The sequence below is a fragment of the Nocardioides sp. genome (assembly GCF_044226765.1).
Classification (GTDB): domain Bacteria; phylum Actinomycetota; class Actinomycetes; order Propionibacteriales; family Nocardioidaceae; genus Nocardioides.
This window is the reverse complement of record NZ_JBGAGJ010000001.1, coordinates 234603-249631: the sequence shown is the minus strand read 5'-3', so window position 1 is coordinate 249631 and position 15029 is coordinate 234603. Positions and strand designations below refer to the sequence as shown.

Annotated in this window: 16 protein-coding genes; 7 read left to right on the top strand and 9 right to left on the bottom strand. The window is 74.7% G+C overall.

What is annotated here, in order from left to right; genetic code table 11:
• Positions 1-98: 98 nt before the first annotated feature.
• From ACILRH_RS01195 to ACILRH_RS01185, 3 genes are all read left to right on the top strand, one after another.
• Complete coding sequence (locus tag ACILRH_RS01195; protein ID WP_395690307.1) at positions 99-767, top strand: lysoplasmalogenase; 669 nt, start codon at positions 99-101, stop codon at positions 765-767.
• 9 nt (positions 768-776) lie between these two features.
• Positions 777-2054 carry a cation:proton antiporter gene (locus tag ACILRH_RS01190; protein ID WP_395690306.1) on the top strand — a complete coding sequence of 426 codons (1278 nt, stop codon included), beginning with the start codon at positions 777-779 and terminating at the stop codon, positions 2052-2054.
• Positions 2055-2117: 63 nt separating this feature from the next.
• Positions 2118-2747, top strand: a complete 630-nt coding sequence (locus ACILRH_RS01185) for a hypothetical protein (RefSeq protein WP_395690305.1) — start codon at positions 2118-2120, stop codon at positions 2745-2747.
• 76 nt (positions 2748-2823) lie between these two features.
• Here ACILRH_RS01185 and ACILRH_RS01180 read toward each other — a convergent pair whose 3' ends face one another.
• The 7 genes from ACILRH_RS01180 to ACILRH_RS01150 all read right to left on the bottom strand — a co-directional run bounded on the left by ACILRH_RS01180 (position 2824) and on the right by ACILRH_RS01150 (position 9174).
• Positions 2824-3219 (bottom strand): hypothetical protein, encoded by a 396-nt coding sequence (locus ACILRH_RS01180; protein WP_395690304.1) that lies wholly within the window; start codon positions 3217-3219, stop codon positions 2824-2826.
• 10 nt (positions 3220-3229) lie between these two features.
• Positions 3230-3979, bottom strand: a complete 750-nt coding sequence (locus tag ACILRH_RS01175; RefSeq protein ID WP_395690303.1) for a DinB family protein — start codon at positions 3977-3979, stop codon at positions 3230-3232.
• Positions 3980-4042: 63 nt separating this feature from the next.
• Positions 4043-4618, bottom strand: a complete 576-nt coding sequence (locus tag ACILRH_RS01170; protein ID WP_395690302.1) for a GNAT family N-acetyltransferase — start codon at positions 4616-4618, stop codon at positions 4043-4045.
• A 25-nt stretch (positions 4619-4643) separates the two neighbouring features.
• Positions 4644-4952 (bottom strand): cupin domain-containing protein, encoded by a 309-nt coding sequence (locus ACILRH_RS01165; protein ID WP_395690301.1) that lies wholly within the window; start codon positions 4950-4952, stop codon positions 4644-4646.
• Positions 4949-6352 carry an NAD(P)/FAD-dependent oxidoreductase gene (locus ACILRH_RS01160; RefSeq protein WP_395690300.1) on the bottom strand — a complete coding sequence of 468 codons (1404 nt, stop codon included), beginning with the start codon at positions 6350-6352 and terminating at the stop codon, positions 4949-4951. The genes ACILRH_RS01165 and ACILRH_RS01160 overlap by 4 nt, the downstream gene beginning before the upstream one ends.
• Entirely contained in the window at positions 6339-7646 is a 1308-nt protein-coding gene (locus tag ACILRH_RS01155; protein ID WP_395690299.1) for an aspartate aminotransferase family protein, read from the bottom strand. The genes ACILRH_RS01160 and ACILRH_RS01155 overlap by 14 nt, the downstream gene beginning before the upstream one ends.
• Positions 7647-7668: 22 nt before the next feature.
• Positions 7669-9174: a CoA-acylating methylmalonate-semialdehyde dehydrogenase gene (locus ACILRH_RS01150; RefSeq protein WP_395690298.1), complete on the bottom strand. Its 1506-nt coding sequence runs from the start codon at positions 9172-9174 to the stop codon at positions 7669-7671.
• A gap of 82 nt (positions 9175-9256) precedes the next feature.
• On the opposite strand from ACILRH_RS01150, the gene ACILRH_RS01145 reads away from it, so the two are divergent.
• Positions 9257-10789 (top strand): PucR family transcriptional regulator, encoded by a 1533-nt coding sequence (locus ACILRH_RS01145; protein WP_395690297.1) that lies wholly within the window; start codon positions 9257-9259, stop codon positions 10787-10789.
• A 102-nt stretch (positions 10790-10891) separates the two neighbouring features.
• Here the strand turns inward: ACILRH_RS01145 and ACILRH_RS01140 are convergent, their stop codons facing one another.
• Positions 10892-11533, bottom strand: coding sequence for a LysE family translocator (locus ACILRH_RS01140; protein ID WP_395690296.1), 642 nt, complete (start codon positions 11531-11533; stop codon positions 10892-10894).
• A 60-nt stretch (positions 11534-11593) separates the two neighbouring features.
• Here ACILRH_RS01140 and ACILRH_RS01135 point away from each other — a divergent pair, with 60 nt between their 5' ends.
• Positions 11594-12457: a GNAT family N-acetyltransferase gene (locus ACILRH_RS01135; protein WP_395690295.1), complete on the top strand. Its 864-nt coding sequence runs from the start codon at positions 11594-11596 to the stop codon at positions 12455-12457.
• On the opposite strand, the gene ACILRH_RS01130 is transcribed toward ACILRH_RS01135, so the two are convergent.
• Positions 12411-12863: a hypothetical protein gene (locus ACILRH_RS01130; RefSeq protein ID WP_395690294.1), complete on the bottom strand. Its 453-nt coding sequence runs from the start codon at positions 12861-12863 to the stop codon at positions 12411-12413. The two genes, ACILRH_RS01135 and ACILRH_RS01130, sit on opposite strands and share 47 nt — an antisense overlap.
• Before the next feature lie 83 nt (positions 12864-12946).
• Between ACILRH_RS01130 and ACILRH_RS01125 the strand changes: the two genes are divergently transcribed.
• Both ACILRH_RS01125 and ACILRH_RS01120 read left to right on the top strand, forming a co-directional pair.
• Positions 12947-14035: a PfkB family carbohydrate kinase gene (locus ACILRH_RS01125; protein WP_395690293.1), complete on the top strand. Its 1089-nt coding sequence runs from the start codon at positions 12947-12949 to the stop codon at positions 14033-14035.
• Positions 14032-14964, top strand: coding sequence for a pseudouridine-5'-phosphate glycosidase (locus ACILRH_RS01120; protein ID WP_395690292.1), 933 nt, complete (start codon positions 14032-14034; stop codon positions 14962-14964). Before ACILRH_RS01125 ends, ACILRH_RS01120 begins: the two co-directional genes overlap by 4 nt.
• Positions 14965-15029 lie beyond the last annotated feature (65 nt).

Here is a 15029-nt window from a genome sequence, read left to right as displayed (position 1 = left end):
CTATCAGACGAGAGCGACACCTGTCGCCGGCCGCACCGGCAGCGGGCGGTCGGGCCGTTCCTCGTCGCGGCACCCATTACGTGCGGCAGGCTGGGGCCGTGCGACCAGCCCGCCTCCTCGCCGGCGCCGCGTACGGCGTCCTCGCCCTGACCGACACCGCCCTGGCCGGCCGTCCCGGCGCGCAGGGGGTGCGCCGGATCACCAAGCCGCTGCTGATGCCGGCGCTCGCCGCCACCGTGGTCGCGGCGGACCCGGAGGGCCCCGGTGTGCGCCGCGTGCTGGCCGGCGAGGCGTTCTCCTGGGGTGGCGACGTCGCGCTGCTCGGGGAGGGCCGGGGCCGGTTCCTGACCGGCGTGGGCTCCTTCCTCGGCGCGCACCTCGCCTACGTCTCGGCGTTCCGCGCCCGCTCGTCGGCACCGCTGCTCGGCACCCCCGGGCGCCGGCGCTGGCTCGCCGCCGGCAGCCTCGGCGCCGTCGGCATGGGGGCCGCGGCCGCCCGGGAGGACCGGGTGCTGGGGGCACCGGTCGCGGCGTACGCCCTCACGCTCGCCACCATGGTCACCGCGGCGGCCGCGATGGACGACGACCGCGGGCGCGACCTGACCCTCGCCGGCGCCGTGCTGTTCCTGCTCTCCGACTCGCTGCTGGGCGCGCGGAAGTTCCTGCTGGCCGATCGCGCTCCCGTCCTGGAGTCCGTCGTCATGGCGACCTACACCTCCGGCCAGTGGTGCATCGCCGCCGGCCTCGGCTCCGGCCCGACCGCCTGAGGCGCTGTCGTGGAGGGGGTGCTCACCGTCGCGGTGGTGCTCGCGGCGTACGCCGCGCTCTCGGGGCCGCTGGATCGCCGCGGTGTCACCTCCGCGATGGCGTTCGTGGCGGTGGGTGCGGTCGTCGGGACGGCAGGTCTGGACTGGCTGACCGAGCCGGTCGACGGTGCCGCGGCCGAGCGCGTCACCGAGCTGGCGCTGGCGTTCCTGCTCTTCACCGACGCCGCCCGGATCGACCTGCGGTCGCTGCGGCGCAGCCTGGCCTGGCCGAGTCGTCTGCTCCTGGTCGGCCTGCCGCTGACGATGGTGCTCGGCCTGCTCGCCGCCCTGCTCGTCTTCCCGCAGCTGCCGCTCGCGAGCGCGTTCGTCCTGGCCACCATGCTCTGCTCGACCGACGCGGCGCTGGGCCAGCGGGTGGTCGAGGACGAGGCGGTCCCGGCCCGAGTGCGGCAGGCGCTCGACGTGGAGAGCGGCCTCAACGACGGCCTCGCGGTCCCGTTCTTCCTCGTGGCGGTCGACCTCGCGCTGGCGACGCTGCACGGCGGCGTGGGCGGTGCCGTCCTGCACAACGTGGCCGACCAGATCGGCTGGGGGGTCGCCGCCGGCGTGGGCGTCGGCGCGGTCGGTGGAGCGCTGCTCCGGCTGGCCGACGGGCGCGGGTGGCTGACCCCGCAGTGGCGCCAGCTCTGCGTGCTGGCGCTCGCCGCCGCGGCGTACGCCGCCGCCGTGGTGCTCGGCGGCAGCGGGTTCATCGGGGCCTTCGTCGGCGGGCTGGCCTTCGGCGCCGCCTCGCGGCAGCGCGGCCTGCGCACGACCTACCTGGCCGAGGAGGTGGGCTCGGTCCTCGCGGCGGTCACCTGGCTCGGCTTCGGCGCCCTCGCGCTGAGTGCGGTGTGGTCCGACATCACCTGGCGGGTGGTGGTCTACGCGCTGCTCAGCCTCACGGTCATCCGGATGCTGCCGGTCGCGGTCGCCCTGCTGGGCTCGGGGGCGCGGTGGCCGACGGTCGCCTTCATGGGCTGGTTCGGCCCGCGCGGGCTCGCCTCGGTCGTCTTCGGCCTGCTCGCCCTCGAGGAGGGCGTGCCCGACGCCGACACCCTGCTCACGACGGTCGTGGTGACCGTCGGCCTCAGCGTCTTCCTGCACGGCCTCACCGCCACGCCGCTGGTCGCGGTCTACCACCGGTGGTACGCCGCCCAGCCCGCGACCGAGTCGCCCGTCGCCGAGGCCGCACCCACGCCGCTCACGCGCACCCGCGGCCGTCCCGGACCGGGCGACGCCGGCTGAGCGGCCGGGCTCGTCTACGCTGCAGCCTCACTCGCGCTCCGGCGCCACATCTCGGGGAGTCCCATGAACCACCGCTCGCTCCTGTCCGCCGCCGTCGCCGCCGCTGCGGTGCTCTCCCTCGCCGGCCCGGCATCCGCCGTCGTTGACCCCGACGACGAGGCCCGCGCGACCATCGTGGTGGCCGAGCGCGACCGGGCCGGTGACCAGCGGCTCGACCGCGACGGGCGGCACGCACCGAAGGCGGTCACCCGCTCGGTCGACCTGCGACGCATCGGCTACCGCATCGACCGCACGCACCAGGTCATCACGATCGGCTACCGCGTCCCGCGGGTGCTGCCGAGCGGCAGCAGGTACCGGCAGGTGTTCGCCTCGATCGCGGCGACCGACCGCCGCGCGCTCGATTCCGCGGCGTCGGCGGTCTTCCTCACCACCTCCTCGGCGCCGTCGGTGGTGCGGGTGCTGGGCACGACGCCCACCGGCGAGAGCTTCGCGCGCCGCTGCGCGGCGGCCACGGTCGACGTGCGCCGCGCCCAGGGGACCCTGGTCCAGACGGTGCCGTTCTCCTGCTTCGCCGGCACCGCCGGCCACGGGTACCTGAAGTCCGTCGTCCTGCTCGAGACCCGGCGCGGCGACGACCTGGCCTGGGACGGCACGCCGTTCACCCGCGACCTGCCGCTGACCCGGGTCGGCTGACCGACCCGGGCGGCCCGCGGGAGCGGCGGCTCGCCGTTCCGGTGACCCGGCGCGACCTGCCGTCGCCGCGGTGAGCTCAGGCCCTGGCGCGGCGGGCGAGCGCCCGGGCGACGGGCGTCGCGAGGTCCGACGGGGTGCTGTTGAAGGCGAGCGGGGCGTCCCCGGCGTAGCGGCGCACCAGGTCGACGACCGCCTCCAGCAGCTCGACCAGGTCGGGGTCGCCGCGGAGCCCGCCGCCGACCAGGACGCAGTCCCAGGTCGCTGAGCGCAAGGCCGTCGTGACCGTCGCCTCGACGTCCTCCGATCCGTCGACCCCGACCAGGCACGAGGCGGCGTCGTAACCGTGGGCCGCCAGCCCGGCCATGCCCTGAGCGATCGCGTCGAGGACCGGCTGCGGGTCCCACGGCCCGGGGACCCGTTCGGGGTCCAGGCCGACCACGAGCACCCGAGGCCTCGACGCCGACGCGGTCACAGGGCCGAGGCTACGTCCGGGACGCCAGCACGGCGAGGTCGCGCTCGGCGTAGACCCGGTGCGACCACTCCTCGTTGAGGATCGCTCCCAGCGCCCGGCGCACCAGGAAGCTCTCCGACTCGGGGTAGCCGGGCTCGGTGACGGGCTCGGTCATCTCGTCGAGGCGCTCGTCGGTGAGCCCCGCCATCACCTCGCGGACCACGGCAAAGCGGGACTCGCGCTCGGCGAGCACCTCGTCGAGAGTCGGCTCGGGGTCGGGGTCGCGCACGACGCCGGGCACCTCCCCCTCGTGCTCGGTGTGGAGCACGCCGAAGCGGTAGTAGGGCTTGGGTTCGCCGAGGACCACCCGCAGCACCCAGGCGTCGGTGGCGAACACCAGGTGGCGCAGCGTCTCGAGGAACGACCACTCGTCGCGCACGCGCTCCTGGAGGAGCTCCTCCGGCAGCGCTCGGGCCTGTTCGACGGTCGCCGCCCAGCGACGCTCGACCATCGCCCAACCGGCCCGGAAGTCGTCGGCAGTCTGCGCGCGGACCAGCACCCGGTCGGGGTCGCGCCGGTCGAGCTCCGCCTCGACCAGCGGCCCCACGTCGACGCCGTTGATCGTCACGTTGCGCAGCTCGCCGTCGACGTCGAGGTTCTCGAGCCAGGCGCCGCGCATCACGACGTCCGTGAAGTAGACGTTGCGGAACCACGAGCCCGAGAAGTCGACCTCCTCGAACCGGGAGCCGCTCAGGTCTGCGCGGTAGTGGTCTTCAGCCATGGGTGCACCCTGCCACGGAGGACCGACAGCGCGGGGTCAGCGGCCTGGGTCAACGGCCTTGGGTCACCGGCCGGCGCGCCACTCCTCGGCGAGTAGGGCGTAGCCCAGGCCGTCGAGCCACCGACCCGAGCGGTGCAGCGACTCCTTCACGGTGTGGGTCTCCCGGCGCATCCCGACCCGCTCCATCAGCCGCCACGACGCCGTGTTGTCGGCGAAGCAGAGGGCGACGACCCGGCGCAGGCCGAGGTCCTCGAAGCAGACCCGCACCAGCTCCGCCACCGCCTCGGTCGCCAGCCCCTGGCCGGCGTGGGCCGGGTCGAGGGTCCAGCCGAGCTCGGCCTGGGAGCCCTGCGCCTGCTCGGCCACCTCCGCCTGCGCCCAGGCGTCCTCCACGCGGAGCATCAGGTCGCCGACGACCTCGCCGTCGCGCTCGACGACGAGCGTGCTCGCCAGCCGGTCGGGGTCGAGGAACACCTCGGCGTACTCGTCCCGCTCGTCGAACCGGCGGGTCACCCACTCGGCGACCTCGGGCAGCCGCCGGAACGCCCAGGTGGCGTCGACGTCGTCGGAGGTGGCCGGCCGGATGGTCAGGCGCGCGGTGCGCAGCGGCCAGGGGACGGCGCTGAGGTCCTGGGTCACCGGCCCATCCTGCCGCCCGCGCACCTCAGCGCGCGACGTAGATCTTGCGCAGCGTCTCGGTGACGGTCCAGGTGGTGCGCTCGCCGGCGTGCAGGCGCACGACGACGCCCGGCGCCAGCGTCACCACCTCGCCGTCGGCGAACGTGACCGTCCCGCGCCCACCGAGCACCACGAACACCTCGTCGACCTCGGTGTCGTCCTCGGTGCCCGGGGCCATCTCCCACACGCCGATCTCCACGGCGCCGACCTCGGCGAGGGGAAGGGTCCGGTCGGGGCCGAGGGTCGCGGCCAGCGCGTCGGACGACAGCACGCGGTCATCCGCGGGGCCGCTCACGAGTCGAACCCCAGCCCGACCGCGTCGAGCGCGCGCAGGAAGGCATTGCGCCGGCCCCGGCGGTGGTCGGCGCGGTCGATCGACCAGCGGGTCAGCGCGATGCCGACGTCGGCCACCGGTGTCGGCGGGAACGGCAGCGGCATCCTCTCGACCATCTCCAGCCGGGTCCGCTCGGTGTCGAGCCCCGAGAGCCGGTCGAGCATCACCTCGGCGGCGAACCGGGTGGCACCGACCCCGAGCCCGGTGAACCCGGCCGCGTACGCGATGCGGCCGCGCGAGGCGAGCCCGTGGAACGCCGCGAACCGGGTCGAGGTGTCGATGGCGCCGGCCCAGCGGTGGCTGAACCGGACCTCCTCGAGCTGCGGGAAGACGGTGAGGAAGTGTGCGGCGAGCCGTCGGAACGACGCCGGCCGCTCCTCGTGCGCCCCCCGGACCGAGCGCTTCGGGATGGCGTCGTAGCCACCCCACAGGATCCGGTTGTCGGCGGTGAGCCGGGAGTAGTGGAACTGGTTGGCGAGGTCGCCGAGCCCCTGCCGGTGGCGCCAGCCGATCGACGCGAGCTGGGCGTCGGTGAGCGGCTCGGTCATCAGGACGTAGTCGTAGACGGGGATCGTCAGGGGTCGGGCCCGCCGCAGCAGCGCCGGGAAGACGTTGGTGCCGAGCGCGACCCGGTCGCTGGTGACCGACCCTCCGGTCGTCCGCACGACGACCGGCCCGCGGGTCGGGGTGTCGAGGCCGGTCACCCGGGTGTGCTCGTGGACCTCGACGCCGAGCTCGGCGGCGGCGGCCGCCAGGCCGCGGGCGAGCCGGGCGGGGTGGACCAGGGCGCAGTCGTGGCGCTCCCAGTCGCCGGCGAGGAGGACCGGGCTGGCGATCTCGGCGCGGACCGCCTCCTCGCCCAGGAACCCCGGCGACCCGCGCAGCCAGTCGACCTGGTGCTCCTCGACGGCGACCGAGAGCATCCCGGTGCGCTCGAGCTGCGCGTCGATGCCGAGCTCGTGGACGTCCTTCTCGAGCGCGTCGAGGTTGGCGCGACCGAGCCGGGTGAGCTCGTCGTACTCGTCGGGCCAGCGGCTGCGGCCGTTCTCCTCGCCGTGGGTCAGGCTCGCCTCGCAGAAGCCGCCGTTGCGACCCGACGCCGCCCAGCCGACGGTGTTCGCCTCGAGGAGGACCACTCGGGCGCCGGGGTTGCGGCGCTTGGCGAGCACCGCCGTCCAGAGCCCGCAGTAGCCGCCGCCGACCACGGTGAGGTCGGCGGCGGCGTCCCGCGTCAGCGGGGGGTACGACGACCCGGGGGCGTCCTCCAGCCAGTGGATCGCGTGCCGGCTCGGCGCCAGCGCCGCGTCGACCAGGGCGGCCGGCGGCGCGAGGCGCTCGTAGACGGTGCTATGCGCCGACATGCTGGTCGCCGGCCTTGAGCGCCTCGTCGAGGATCGCCAGGCCCTCGCGGGCCTCCTCGTCGCTCATCGTGCACGGCGGCACCAGGTGGATCCGGTTCGTGTTGGCGAACGGCAGCAGGCCCGCCGACTTGCAGGCGGCGACGACCTCGTTCAGCCCGGCCGGCGACAGCATCGCCTTGGTGTCAGGGTCGGTCACGAGGTCGAGTGCCCAGAAGGCACCGACGCCACGGAACTCGCCGACGCACGCGTGCCGCTCGGCGATCTCGGCGAGGCCGGGGCCGAACACCTCGCGGCCGAGGCGGTCGGCGTTCTCGACGATGCCCTCGTCGCGCATCGTGGTGATGGTCGCGACGGCCGCGGCGGTGGCCAGCGGGTGGCCCGAGTAGGTGAGGCCGCCGGGGTAGGGCCGGTGGGCGAAGGTCTCGACGATCGGGTCGCTGATGATCACGCCGCCGAGCGGCACGTAGCCGGAGTTCACGCCCTTGGCGAAGGTGACCAGGTCGGGGACGACGTCGTACCGGTCGAGTGCGAGCCAGGACCCGGCGCGGCCGAAGCCGGCCATCACCTCGTCGAGGATCATCACGATGCCGTGCTGGTCGCACAGCGCGCGGACGCCCGCGAGGTAACCCGGCGGCGGCGCGAAGATGCCGGCGGTGCCGGGGATCGTCTCGAGGATGATCGCGGCGATGGAGTCGGGGCCCTCGGCCTCGATCGTGCGGCGCAGGTGCGCCAGCGCGCGCTCGCTCTCCTCGGCCTCGGTCGTCGCGTGGAACTCCGAGCGGTAGAGGAACGGCCCGAAGAAGTGGACGGTCCCGGCGGTCGCGGTGTCGTTGGCCCAGCGTCGCGGGTCACCGGTCATGTTGATCGCGGTCTGGGTGCCGCCGTGGTAGCTGCGGTAGGTCGACAGCACCTTGAAGCGGCCGGTGTGCAGGCGCGCCATCCGGACGGCGTGCTCGTTGGCGTCCGCGCCGCCGTTGGTGAAGAACACCTTCTCGAAGCCGTCGGGCGCGATCTCGCTGATCAGCCGCGCGGCCTCGGAGCGCTGGTCGTTGGCGAACTGCGGGGCGACGGTGCAGAGCCGGTCGGCCTGCTCCTTGATCGCGGCGACCACGCGCGGGTGCTGGTGGCCGATGTTGGTGAAGACCAGCTGGCTGGAGAAGTCCAGGTAGCGGCGGTCCTCGTCGTCCCACACGTAGGACCCGCGGGCCGCGGTGATCACCATCGGGGTGATCTCGGCCTGGGCGGACCAGGAGTGGAAGACGTGCTTGCGGTCCAGCTCGTAGGCGGTGCTCATGGCGGTGGTCCTCCTGGGCCGGTCAGTGGTTCTTGGGGAAGGCGAGCTCGAGGCCGCCGGCGGTGGCCGGGTCGGGCCAGCGCGTCGTGACCACCTTGCCCCGCGTGAAGAAGTGCACACCCTCGACGCCGTGGGCGTGGGTGTCGCCGAACAGCGAGGCCTTCCAGCCGCCGAAGGAGTAGTAGGCCATCGGCACCGGGATCGGCACGTTGACGCCGATCATGCCGACCTGGACGTCCTGCTCGAACGCCCGCGCCGCGCCGCCGTTGCCGGTGAAGATCGCGGTGCCGTTGCCGTACTTGTTGGCGTTCACCAGGTCCAGCGCCTCCTGGTAGGTGTGCGCACGGACCACCGACAGCACCGGGCCGAAGATCTCGTCGGTGTAGACGCTCATCTCGGGCGTCACGTGGTCGAAGAGCGTGGGGCCGAGCCAGAAGCCGTCGGCGTCGCCGTCGGCCTCGACGGTGCGGCCGTCCACGACCAGGGTCGCGCCCTCGCGCTCGCCGGCGTCGACGTACGACGCCACCTTGTCGCGGTGCACCTCGGTGACCAGCGGACCCATGTCCGTGCCCCGCTCCCCGTCGCCGATCCTCAGGGTGGCGGTGCGCTCCTTGATCTTCTCGACCAGGACGTCGCCGGTGTCGCCGACGGCGACGACCACGCTGATCGCCATGCACCGCTCGCCGGCCGACCCGTAGCCGGCGCTCACCGCGGCGTCCGCGGCGAGGTCGAGGTCGGCGTCCGGCAGGACCACCATGTGGTTCTTGGCACCGCCCAGGGCCTGGACCCGCTTGCCGGCGCGGCTGGCGCGCTCGTAGACGTACTCGGCGATCGGCGTGGAGCCGACGAAGCTGATCGACGCGACGTCCGGGTGGTCGAGCAGGCCGTCGACGGCGACCTTGTCACCCTGCAGCACGGTGAACACGCCGTCGGGCAGACCGGCCTCCTTCCACAGCTCGGCCATCCAGATCGAGGCCGACGGGTCCTTCTCGCTGGGCTTGAGGACGACCGCGTTGCCCGCGGCGATCGCGATGGGGAAGAACCACATCGGCACCATGGCCGGGAAGTTGAACGGGCTGATGATGCCGACCACGCCGAGCGGCTGGCGGATGCTCTTGACGTCGACGCCGGTGGAGACCTGCGGTGAGTTGCCGCCCTTGAGCAGGTGGGGGATGCCGCAGGCGAACTCGACGACCTCCTGGCCGCGCGAGACCTCGCCGAGCGCGTCGGAGTGCACCTTGCCGTGCTCGCTGGTGATGATCCGGGCCAGCTCCTCGCGGCGCTCGTTGAGCAGCTCACGGAACCGGAAGACGACCTGGGTGCGGGCGCTCACCGAGGTCGCCGCCCAGTCCAGGGACGCCTTCTTGGCCGACGCGACCGCGGCCTCGATCTCCTCGGGGCCGGCGAAGGCCACCTGGCCGGTGACCCGGCCGGTGGCGGGGTTGGTCACGTCGCCGCCCCGGCCGCTGCTGCCGGGGTGGGCCTGGCCGTCGATCCAGTGCCCGATGGTCTGCACAGTGGTCTCCATGCGGCCCATCGTCGCGCGCTGCCCCCGGGGTGGCGAGGGACGGACTGTCGTTCGTCGTGGCATCCATGCGACAGTACGTCGCATGACGCTCACGGTGCGCGAGGCCATCGCGCTGCCGGCGCTCGCCGCGGGCGACCCGGTCGTGCTCAGCGGGGACGCGGGGCTCGACGCCGAGCTGCGCTGGGCGCACGTGGTCGAGGTCCGCGAGGTGGGCCGGCTGCTGTCGGGCGACGAGCTGGTGCTGACGACCGGCATCGGCATGGCGGCCTCGGCCGGGGCGGCCGACGACCTGGTCCGCCAGCTCGTCGAGGTCGGGGCGGCCGCACTCGTGGTGGAGCTGAGCACGGCGTACCCCTCGGTCCCGGAGCAGGCGCTGCGCCGCGCGCGCCAGGCGGGCTTCCCGGTGGTGGTGCTCAACCGGCGGGTCCGGTTCGTCGACGTGACCGAGGCCGTGCACCGCGCGATCGTCGCCGAGCAGCTGGAGGAGGTGCGGTTCGCCGGCGACGTGCACCAGACCTTCACCGAGCTCGGCCTGGCCCGGGCGCCGATGGCCCGGCTGGTCGAGGCCGCGGCCGACCTCGCCGGATGCTCCGTGGTGCTGGAGGACCTCAGCCGCCGTGTGCTCGTGCCCGCAGCACGCGGTGAGCCGGTCGACCGGCTGCTCACCGACTGGGAGCGGCGCTCGCGGCTGACGCCGTACCTGCGGGCGACGGGGGTGGGCGGACCCGAGGGCTGGCTGACCACGCCGGTCGGCATCCAGGGCGGGGCCTGGGGTCGGCTGGTCGTGACCGGCGTGCGCGACCCGTCGCGGGCCCGGCTGGTCGCCGAGCGCGCCGCCCAGGCACTGGAGCTGGGCCGGATGATCGACCGGGACGACACGGCGGTGCAGCTGCGGGTGCACGGGGGCTTCCTGCTCGAGCTGCTCGACGACCGGGTCGGCTCCGAGGCGGTCGCGGCGGCACGGCTGCGGGGTCTCGGGGTGCCCGAGTCGCCGGCGTACGTCGGCGTGGTCGCCCGGTCGCGGTCGGAGGTGCCGGTCGAGCGGCTGGTGTCCGCCCTCGGCGAGGTCCCCGGCCTGGTCGGTGCGCTGGATGCCGGCCACGTGGGGCTGCTCGTGCCGGTCGACGTCGACCTCGACGCGGTCGCGCGTGCGCTGACCGCGGTCGAGCCCGAAGCGGTGCTGGCCGCCGGGCACCCGGTCACCGGTGTGCTCCCGGTCGCGGCGTCGCTGCGCTCGGCCCGCCTCGTCGCCGACGTGGCGGTCACCCTCCCGGCCGTCGACGGCTGCGTGCGGCAGGCCGACATCCGGCTGCCCGGCCTGCTGATGTCGCTGCGCGCCGACGCCCGGCTGCAGGAGTTCGCCGAGGCCGAGCTCGGGGGGCTGCTCGAGCACGAGGCCCGGCACGGCGGCGGGCTCGTGGACCTGCTGCGCCAGTTCCTCGCGGTCGGGGGCAACAAGACCGAGCTCGCCCGCGTCGCCCACCGCAACCGCACCTCGCTCTACCCCGCCCTGCGGCGGCTCGAGGAGCTGGTCGGCCACCCGCTCGACGACCCCGCGTCCCGCCTCTCCCTCGGCGTCGCGCTGCTCGCCCACGACCAGGCGCGCCAGCTGTAACGCGGGGTTATGGTCGCTGCACACGGCGTGTGCGGCACGTGCAGCGTCCATAACCCCGCGTTACAGGCGGAGCGGCGCCGCGCGCCCCGGCCGCCGGCGGGCTCAGTCAGACGCCACCAGCACGGCCCCGAGGCCGATCATCATCACCCCGCCGGCAGCGCCGAGGGTGTCCAGGCGCTGTGGGCGACGGGCGAACCAGTCGCGGGCGCGGCTCGCGGCCAGCGCCCAGCACCCGTCGGAGACGACCGCCATCGCACCGAACACCACCCCGAGCAGCGCCAGCTGGAGCCCCGTGTGGCCGGCCGGCTCGTTGACGAACTGCGGCAGGAACGCCACGAAGAACACGATCGTCTTGGGGTTGGTCAGCCCCACCGTGAAGCCGATCCGCAGCGACCGCAGCGCCGACGTGCGGCGCACCGTGAGGTGGTCGACGGCCGCCAGTGCGGCGCGGGCGTCGGCACGGTGCCGGATCGCCTGCACGCCCAGCCACACGACGTACGCCGCCCCGCAGATCTTCAGCGCCAGGTAGGCCTGGGTGCTCGTGGCCACGATCGCCCCGAGGCCGGCGGCGACCAGCAGCACCTGCGCGGTGACGCCGAGCGCGTTGCCGGCGACCGACAGCAGCGCGTCGCGGCGCCCGACGGTCAGGGCCCGGCCGATGGTGAAGAGCAGGCTCGGGCCGGGCACCTGGATGAAGAGGGCGCTCGCGACCAGGAACGCGAGCCACTGGCTGGTGGTCGGCACGGGCCCATCCTGCCGGAAACCTGGTTGACCCGCCTCCGGGTTCCTGGTGGGGTCGGGCGGGTGACCGAGGACCTCGCGGAGCTGCGCGCCCTGGCCCGGGCCTGCCTGGAGGTCGACGGCGGCCTGCCCCTCCTGGCCGACGACGACGGCCTCCTGCGGGCGCGGCTGCGGACCGGCGAGACCCGGGAGGTCCGGGCGGCGGACGACACCTTGGTCGCCGCCGCGACGGTCGCGGTCGCGGCGGACGGGGCGACGACCTCGGGGCTCGTGCACCCCGCGCACCGCGGCCGCGGTCACGGGCGGTCGCTGCTCGCCTGGGCGGCGGAGCGCGCCGGCGGACTGCCGCTCACGGCGTCCTGCGAGAACGTGCACCCGGCGGCCGAGCGGCTCTACGCCCGGTTCGGCCTGGAGCGGTCGTTCGCCGAGCACGTGATGCATCGCCCGGGAGGCTCGGTGCCCCAGGTGCCGGTGCCCGACGGCGTCACGCTCGTCCCGGCCGCCGTGGCACGACCCGAGGACCTGTTCGCTGCGTACGTCGGGTCCTTCCGCGACCGGCCCGGGTTCCCGGACCCGACCCCGGCCGCCTGGCTGGCCGACCTCGAGGAGGACGACGAGTGGCGGCGTGACGTCTCCGCGGTCGCGCTCGACGAGCACGGCGGCCCGGTCGGGTTCGTGAACGTCCTCGGGAGCTGGATCGACCAGGTCGGCGTGGTGCCCGCCTGGCGGGGCCGCGGCCTCGGCGCCCACCTGGTCTGCCGGGCGCTCCTCGCGCTGGACGGCGGGGCCTGGCTGATGGTGAACGTGGACAACCCGGCCGCCGGGCTCTACACGGCGCTCGGCTTCGAGCGCCATGGCCTGCGCGGCCGATGGACCGGTCCTACCGCGCCACGAGCAGGAAGCGCACCCCGTCCCCCGGGACCGTGATGTCGACCGGCATGGAGTCACCGTCCTCGGCGGAACCGCGGTGGGCGGTGTAGCGGAAGGTCACCGACTCACCCGGCGCCAGGCTCTCCGGCTCCGGCCAGTCCGCGCCGCCGTAGAAGGCGACCCGGATGCTGCTCGCGCTGATGTCCAGGGCGGTCGTGCGCGACCCGGTGTTGACGATCCGCACCACCGCGACGATCCGGCCCGGGGTCGTCCGGAGGACCCCGGTGACCTGCTGGCGGGCCGGCCGGCCGTACCCGCCCTTCCCGGTCCAGGGATGGGCCCCGGGGAGCTTGATCATCACGTCCAGGCGGTGCGCGGGGACCGCGGCGGTGGTCGGTGCGGGCGCGGCCGCGAGCGCACCGACGAGCGCGAGCGAGGAGGCCGTGACGGCGAGGCGTCTCATGGCGACCGACGCTAGGCGGGTGCGACGGGGAGCGCCAGACGGTCTGGACGTTTATCACGCTAACGAGGCCTTATGCTGCCAAGGTGGACCTGACCGAGCGTGAGCGCGCCGTCGTGGCGCTGCTGCGCCGCGACCCCCTCATCGGCTCCGCCGCGATCGCCGAGGCGCTGGGCACCACGCGCGCCGCGGTCAACGTGCACCTGTCCAACCTCGGCAAGAAGGGCGTCATCCGCGGTCGCGGCTACGTCCTCAGCGAGGACCCGGCCGTCGTGGTCGTCGGCGGCGCGAACATCGACGTCAAGGCGCGCAGCAGCCGCGCCGCCGTCCCGGCCACCAGCAACCCCGGCACCGGCACCATGTCGGTCGGCGGGGTGGGTCGCAACATCGCCGAGAACCTGGCCCGGCTGGGCACCCGGACCCACCTGGTCGCCGCGATCGGCAGCGACGGGCTCGGCGACCAGGTGCTCGCGGCCACCTCGGCGGCCGGCGTCCACGTCGAGCACGTACGCCGCAGCGCCCGGTCGACGGGGACCTACACCGCCGTCCTCGACGCCGACGGCGAGCTCGTCGTCGCGGTCGCCGACATGGCGGCCACCGACGAGCTCGTCCCCGAGCAGGTCGACGCCGCCCGCGACCTGGTGGCGTCGGCCGCGCTGGTCGTGCTCGACGGCAACCTCGCCGCCCCCACGGTCCGCTTCGCCCTCGACCTCGCGGCGACCGCAGGCACCCGGGTGCTGCTCGACCCGGTGAGCGTGCCGAAGGCCGAGCTGGTCGCCCCGCTGGTGGCCGCGCCGCTGTGGTGCGTGACCCCCAACCGCGACGAGCTCGCGGCGCTGTCAGGGCTGCCCGCCCGCACCCCGCGCCAGGTGGCCCGGGCCGCCGCGGCGCTGCACGCGCGCGGGGTGGCACTGGTGTGGGTGCGGCTCGGAGCCGCCGGCTCCCTGCTGAGCACCGCCGACGGGGCGACCGAGCTGCCCGCCGTACCCGCCGAGGTCGTCGACGTCACCGGCGCCGGCGACGCCATGCTCGCCGCGTTCTGCCACGCCGTGCTCGGCGGGGCCGACCCCGCGGCCGCCGCGGCGTACGGCCACGCCGCCGCCGCCCTCACCGTCGCCAGCCACCACACCGTCCGGCCCGACCTCACCGACCGACTCGTCAGGAGCCTGCTGTGACCCACCCCCTGCTCACCGTGACCGACGAGGTCGCCGACGCGCTGCGCGACCGCCGGCCGGTGGTGGCGCTGGAGAGCACGATCATCAGCCACGGCATGCCCTACCCGCAGAACGTCGCGATGGCCACCGAGGTCGAGGCGATCGTGCGCGAGCACGGTGCGGTGCCGGCGACCATCGCGGTGCTCGACGGGCACCCACGCGTCGGGCTCTCCACCGACGACCTGGAGCTGCTCGCCAGCCACGGCGACGTCGCCAAGGTCAGCGTGCGCGACCTCCCGCTGGTGGTGGCCCGCGGGACCCACGGCGCCACCACGGTGGCCGCGACCATGCGGCTGGCGGCCATGGCCGGCATCTCGGTCTTCGTGACCGGTGGCCTCGGCGGGGTGCACCGCGGGGCGCAGCAGACCTTCGACGTCTCGGCCGACCTGACCGAGCTCAGCCGGACGCCGGTCGCGGTCGTCTCCGCGGGTGTGAAGTCGATCCTCGACATCGGCCTCACCCTGGAGGCCCTGGAGACCCTCGGGGTGCCGGTGCTGGTCGCCGGCAGCGACGAGTTCCCGTCGTTCTACTCGCGCAGCAGCGGGCACGCCGCCCCGAACCGGGTCGACAGCGCCGCCGAGGTCGCCGCCGTCGTTCGCGCCGGCCGCGACCTGGGCCTGGCCAGCGGCGTCGTCGTGGCCAACCCGATCCCCGAGGAGGACGAGATCCCCGCCGACGAGATCGGGGCGATCATCGAGCAGGCCCTCGCCGACCTCGACCGGCTCGGCATCCACGGCAAGGACGCGACGCCCTACCTCCTCGGGCGCATCGTCGAGATCACCGGCGGCGCCTCGCTCACCGCCAACATCGCCCTGGTGCGCCACAACGCCCGGTTCGGTGCGGCCGTGGCGGGTGAGCTCGCGGCGCTCGCTTCACCGGTCGACCGGTGAAACGTGCAGGACACGCCGGAGCACACCGGCGTGTCTGCACATTTCCCCTGACGACCCCCGCCCAC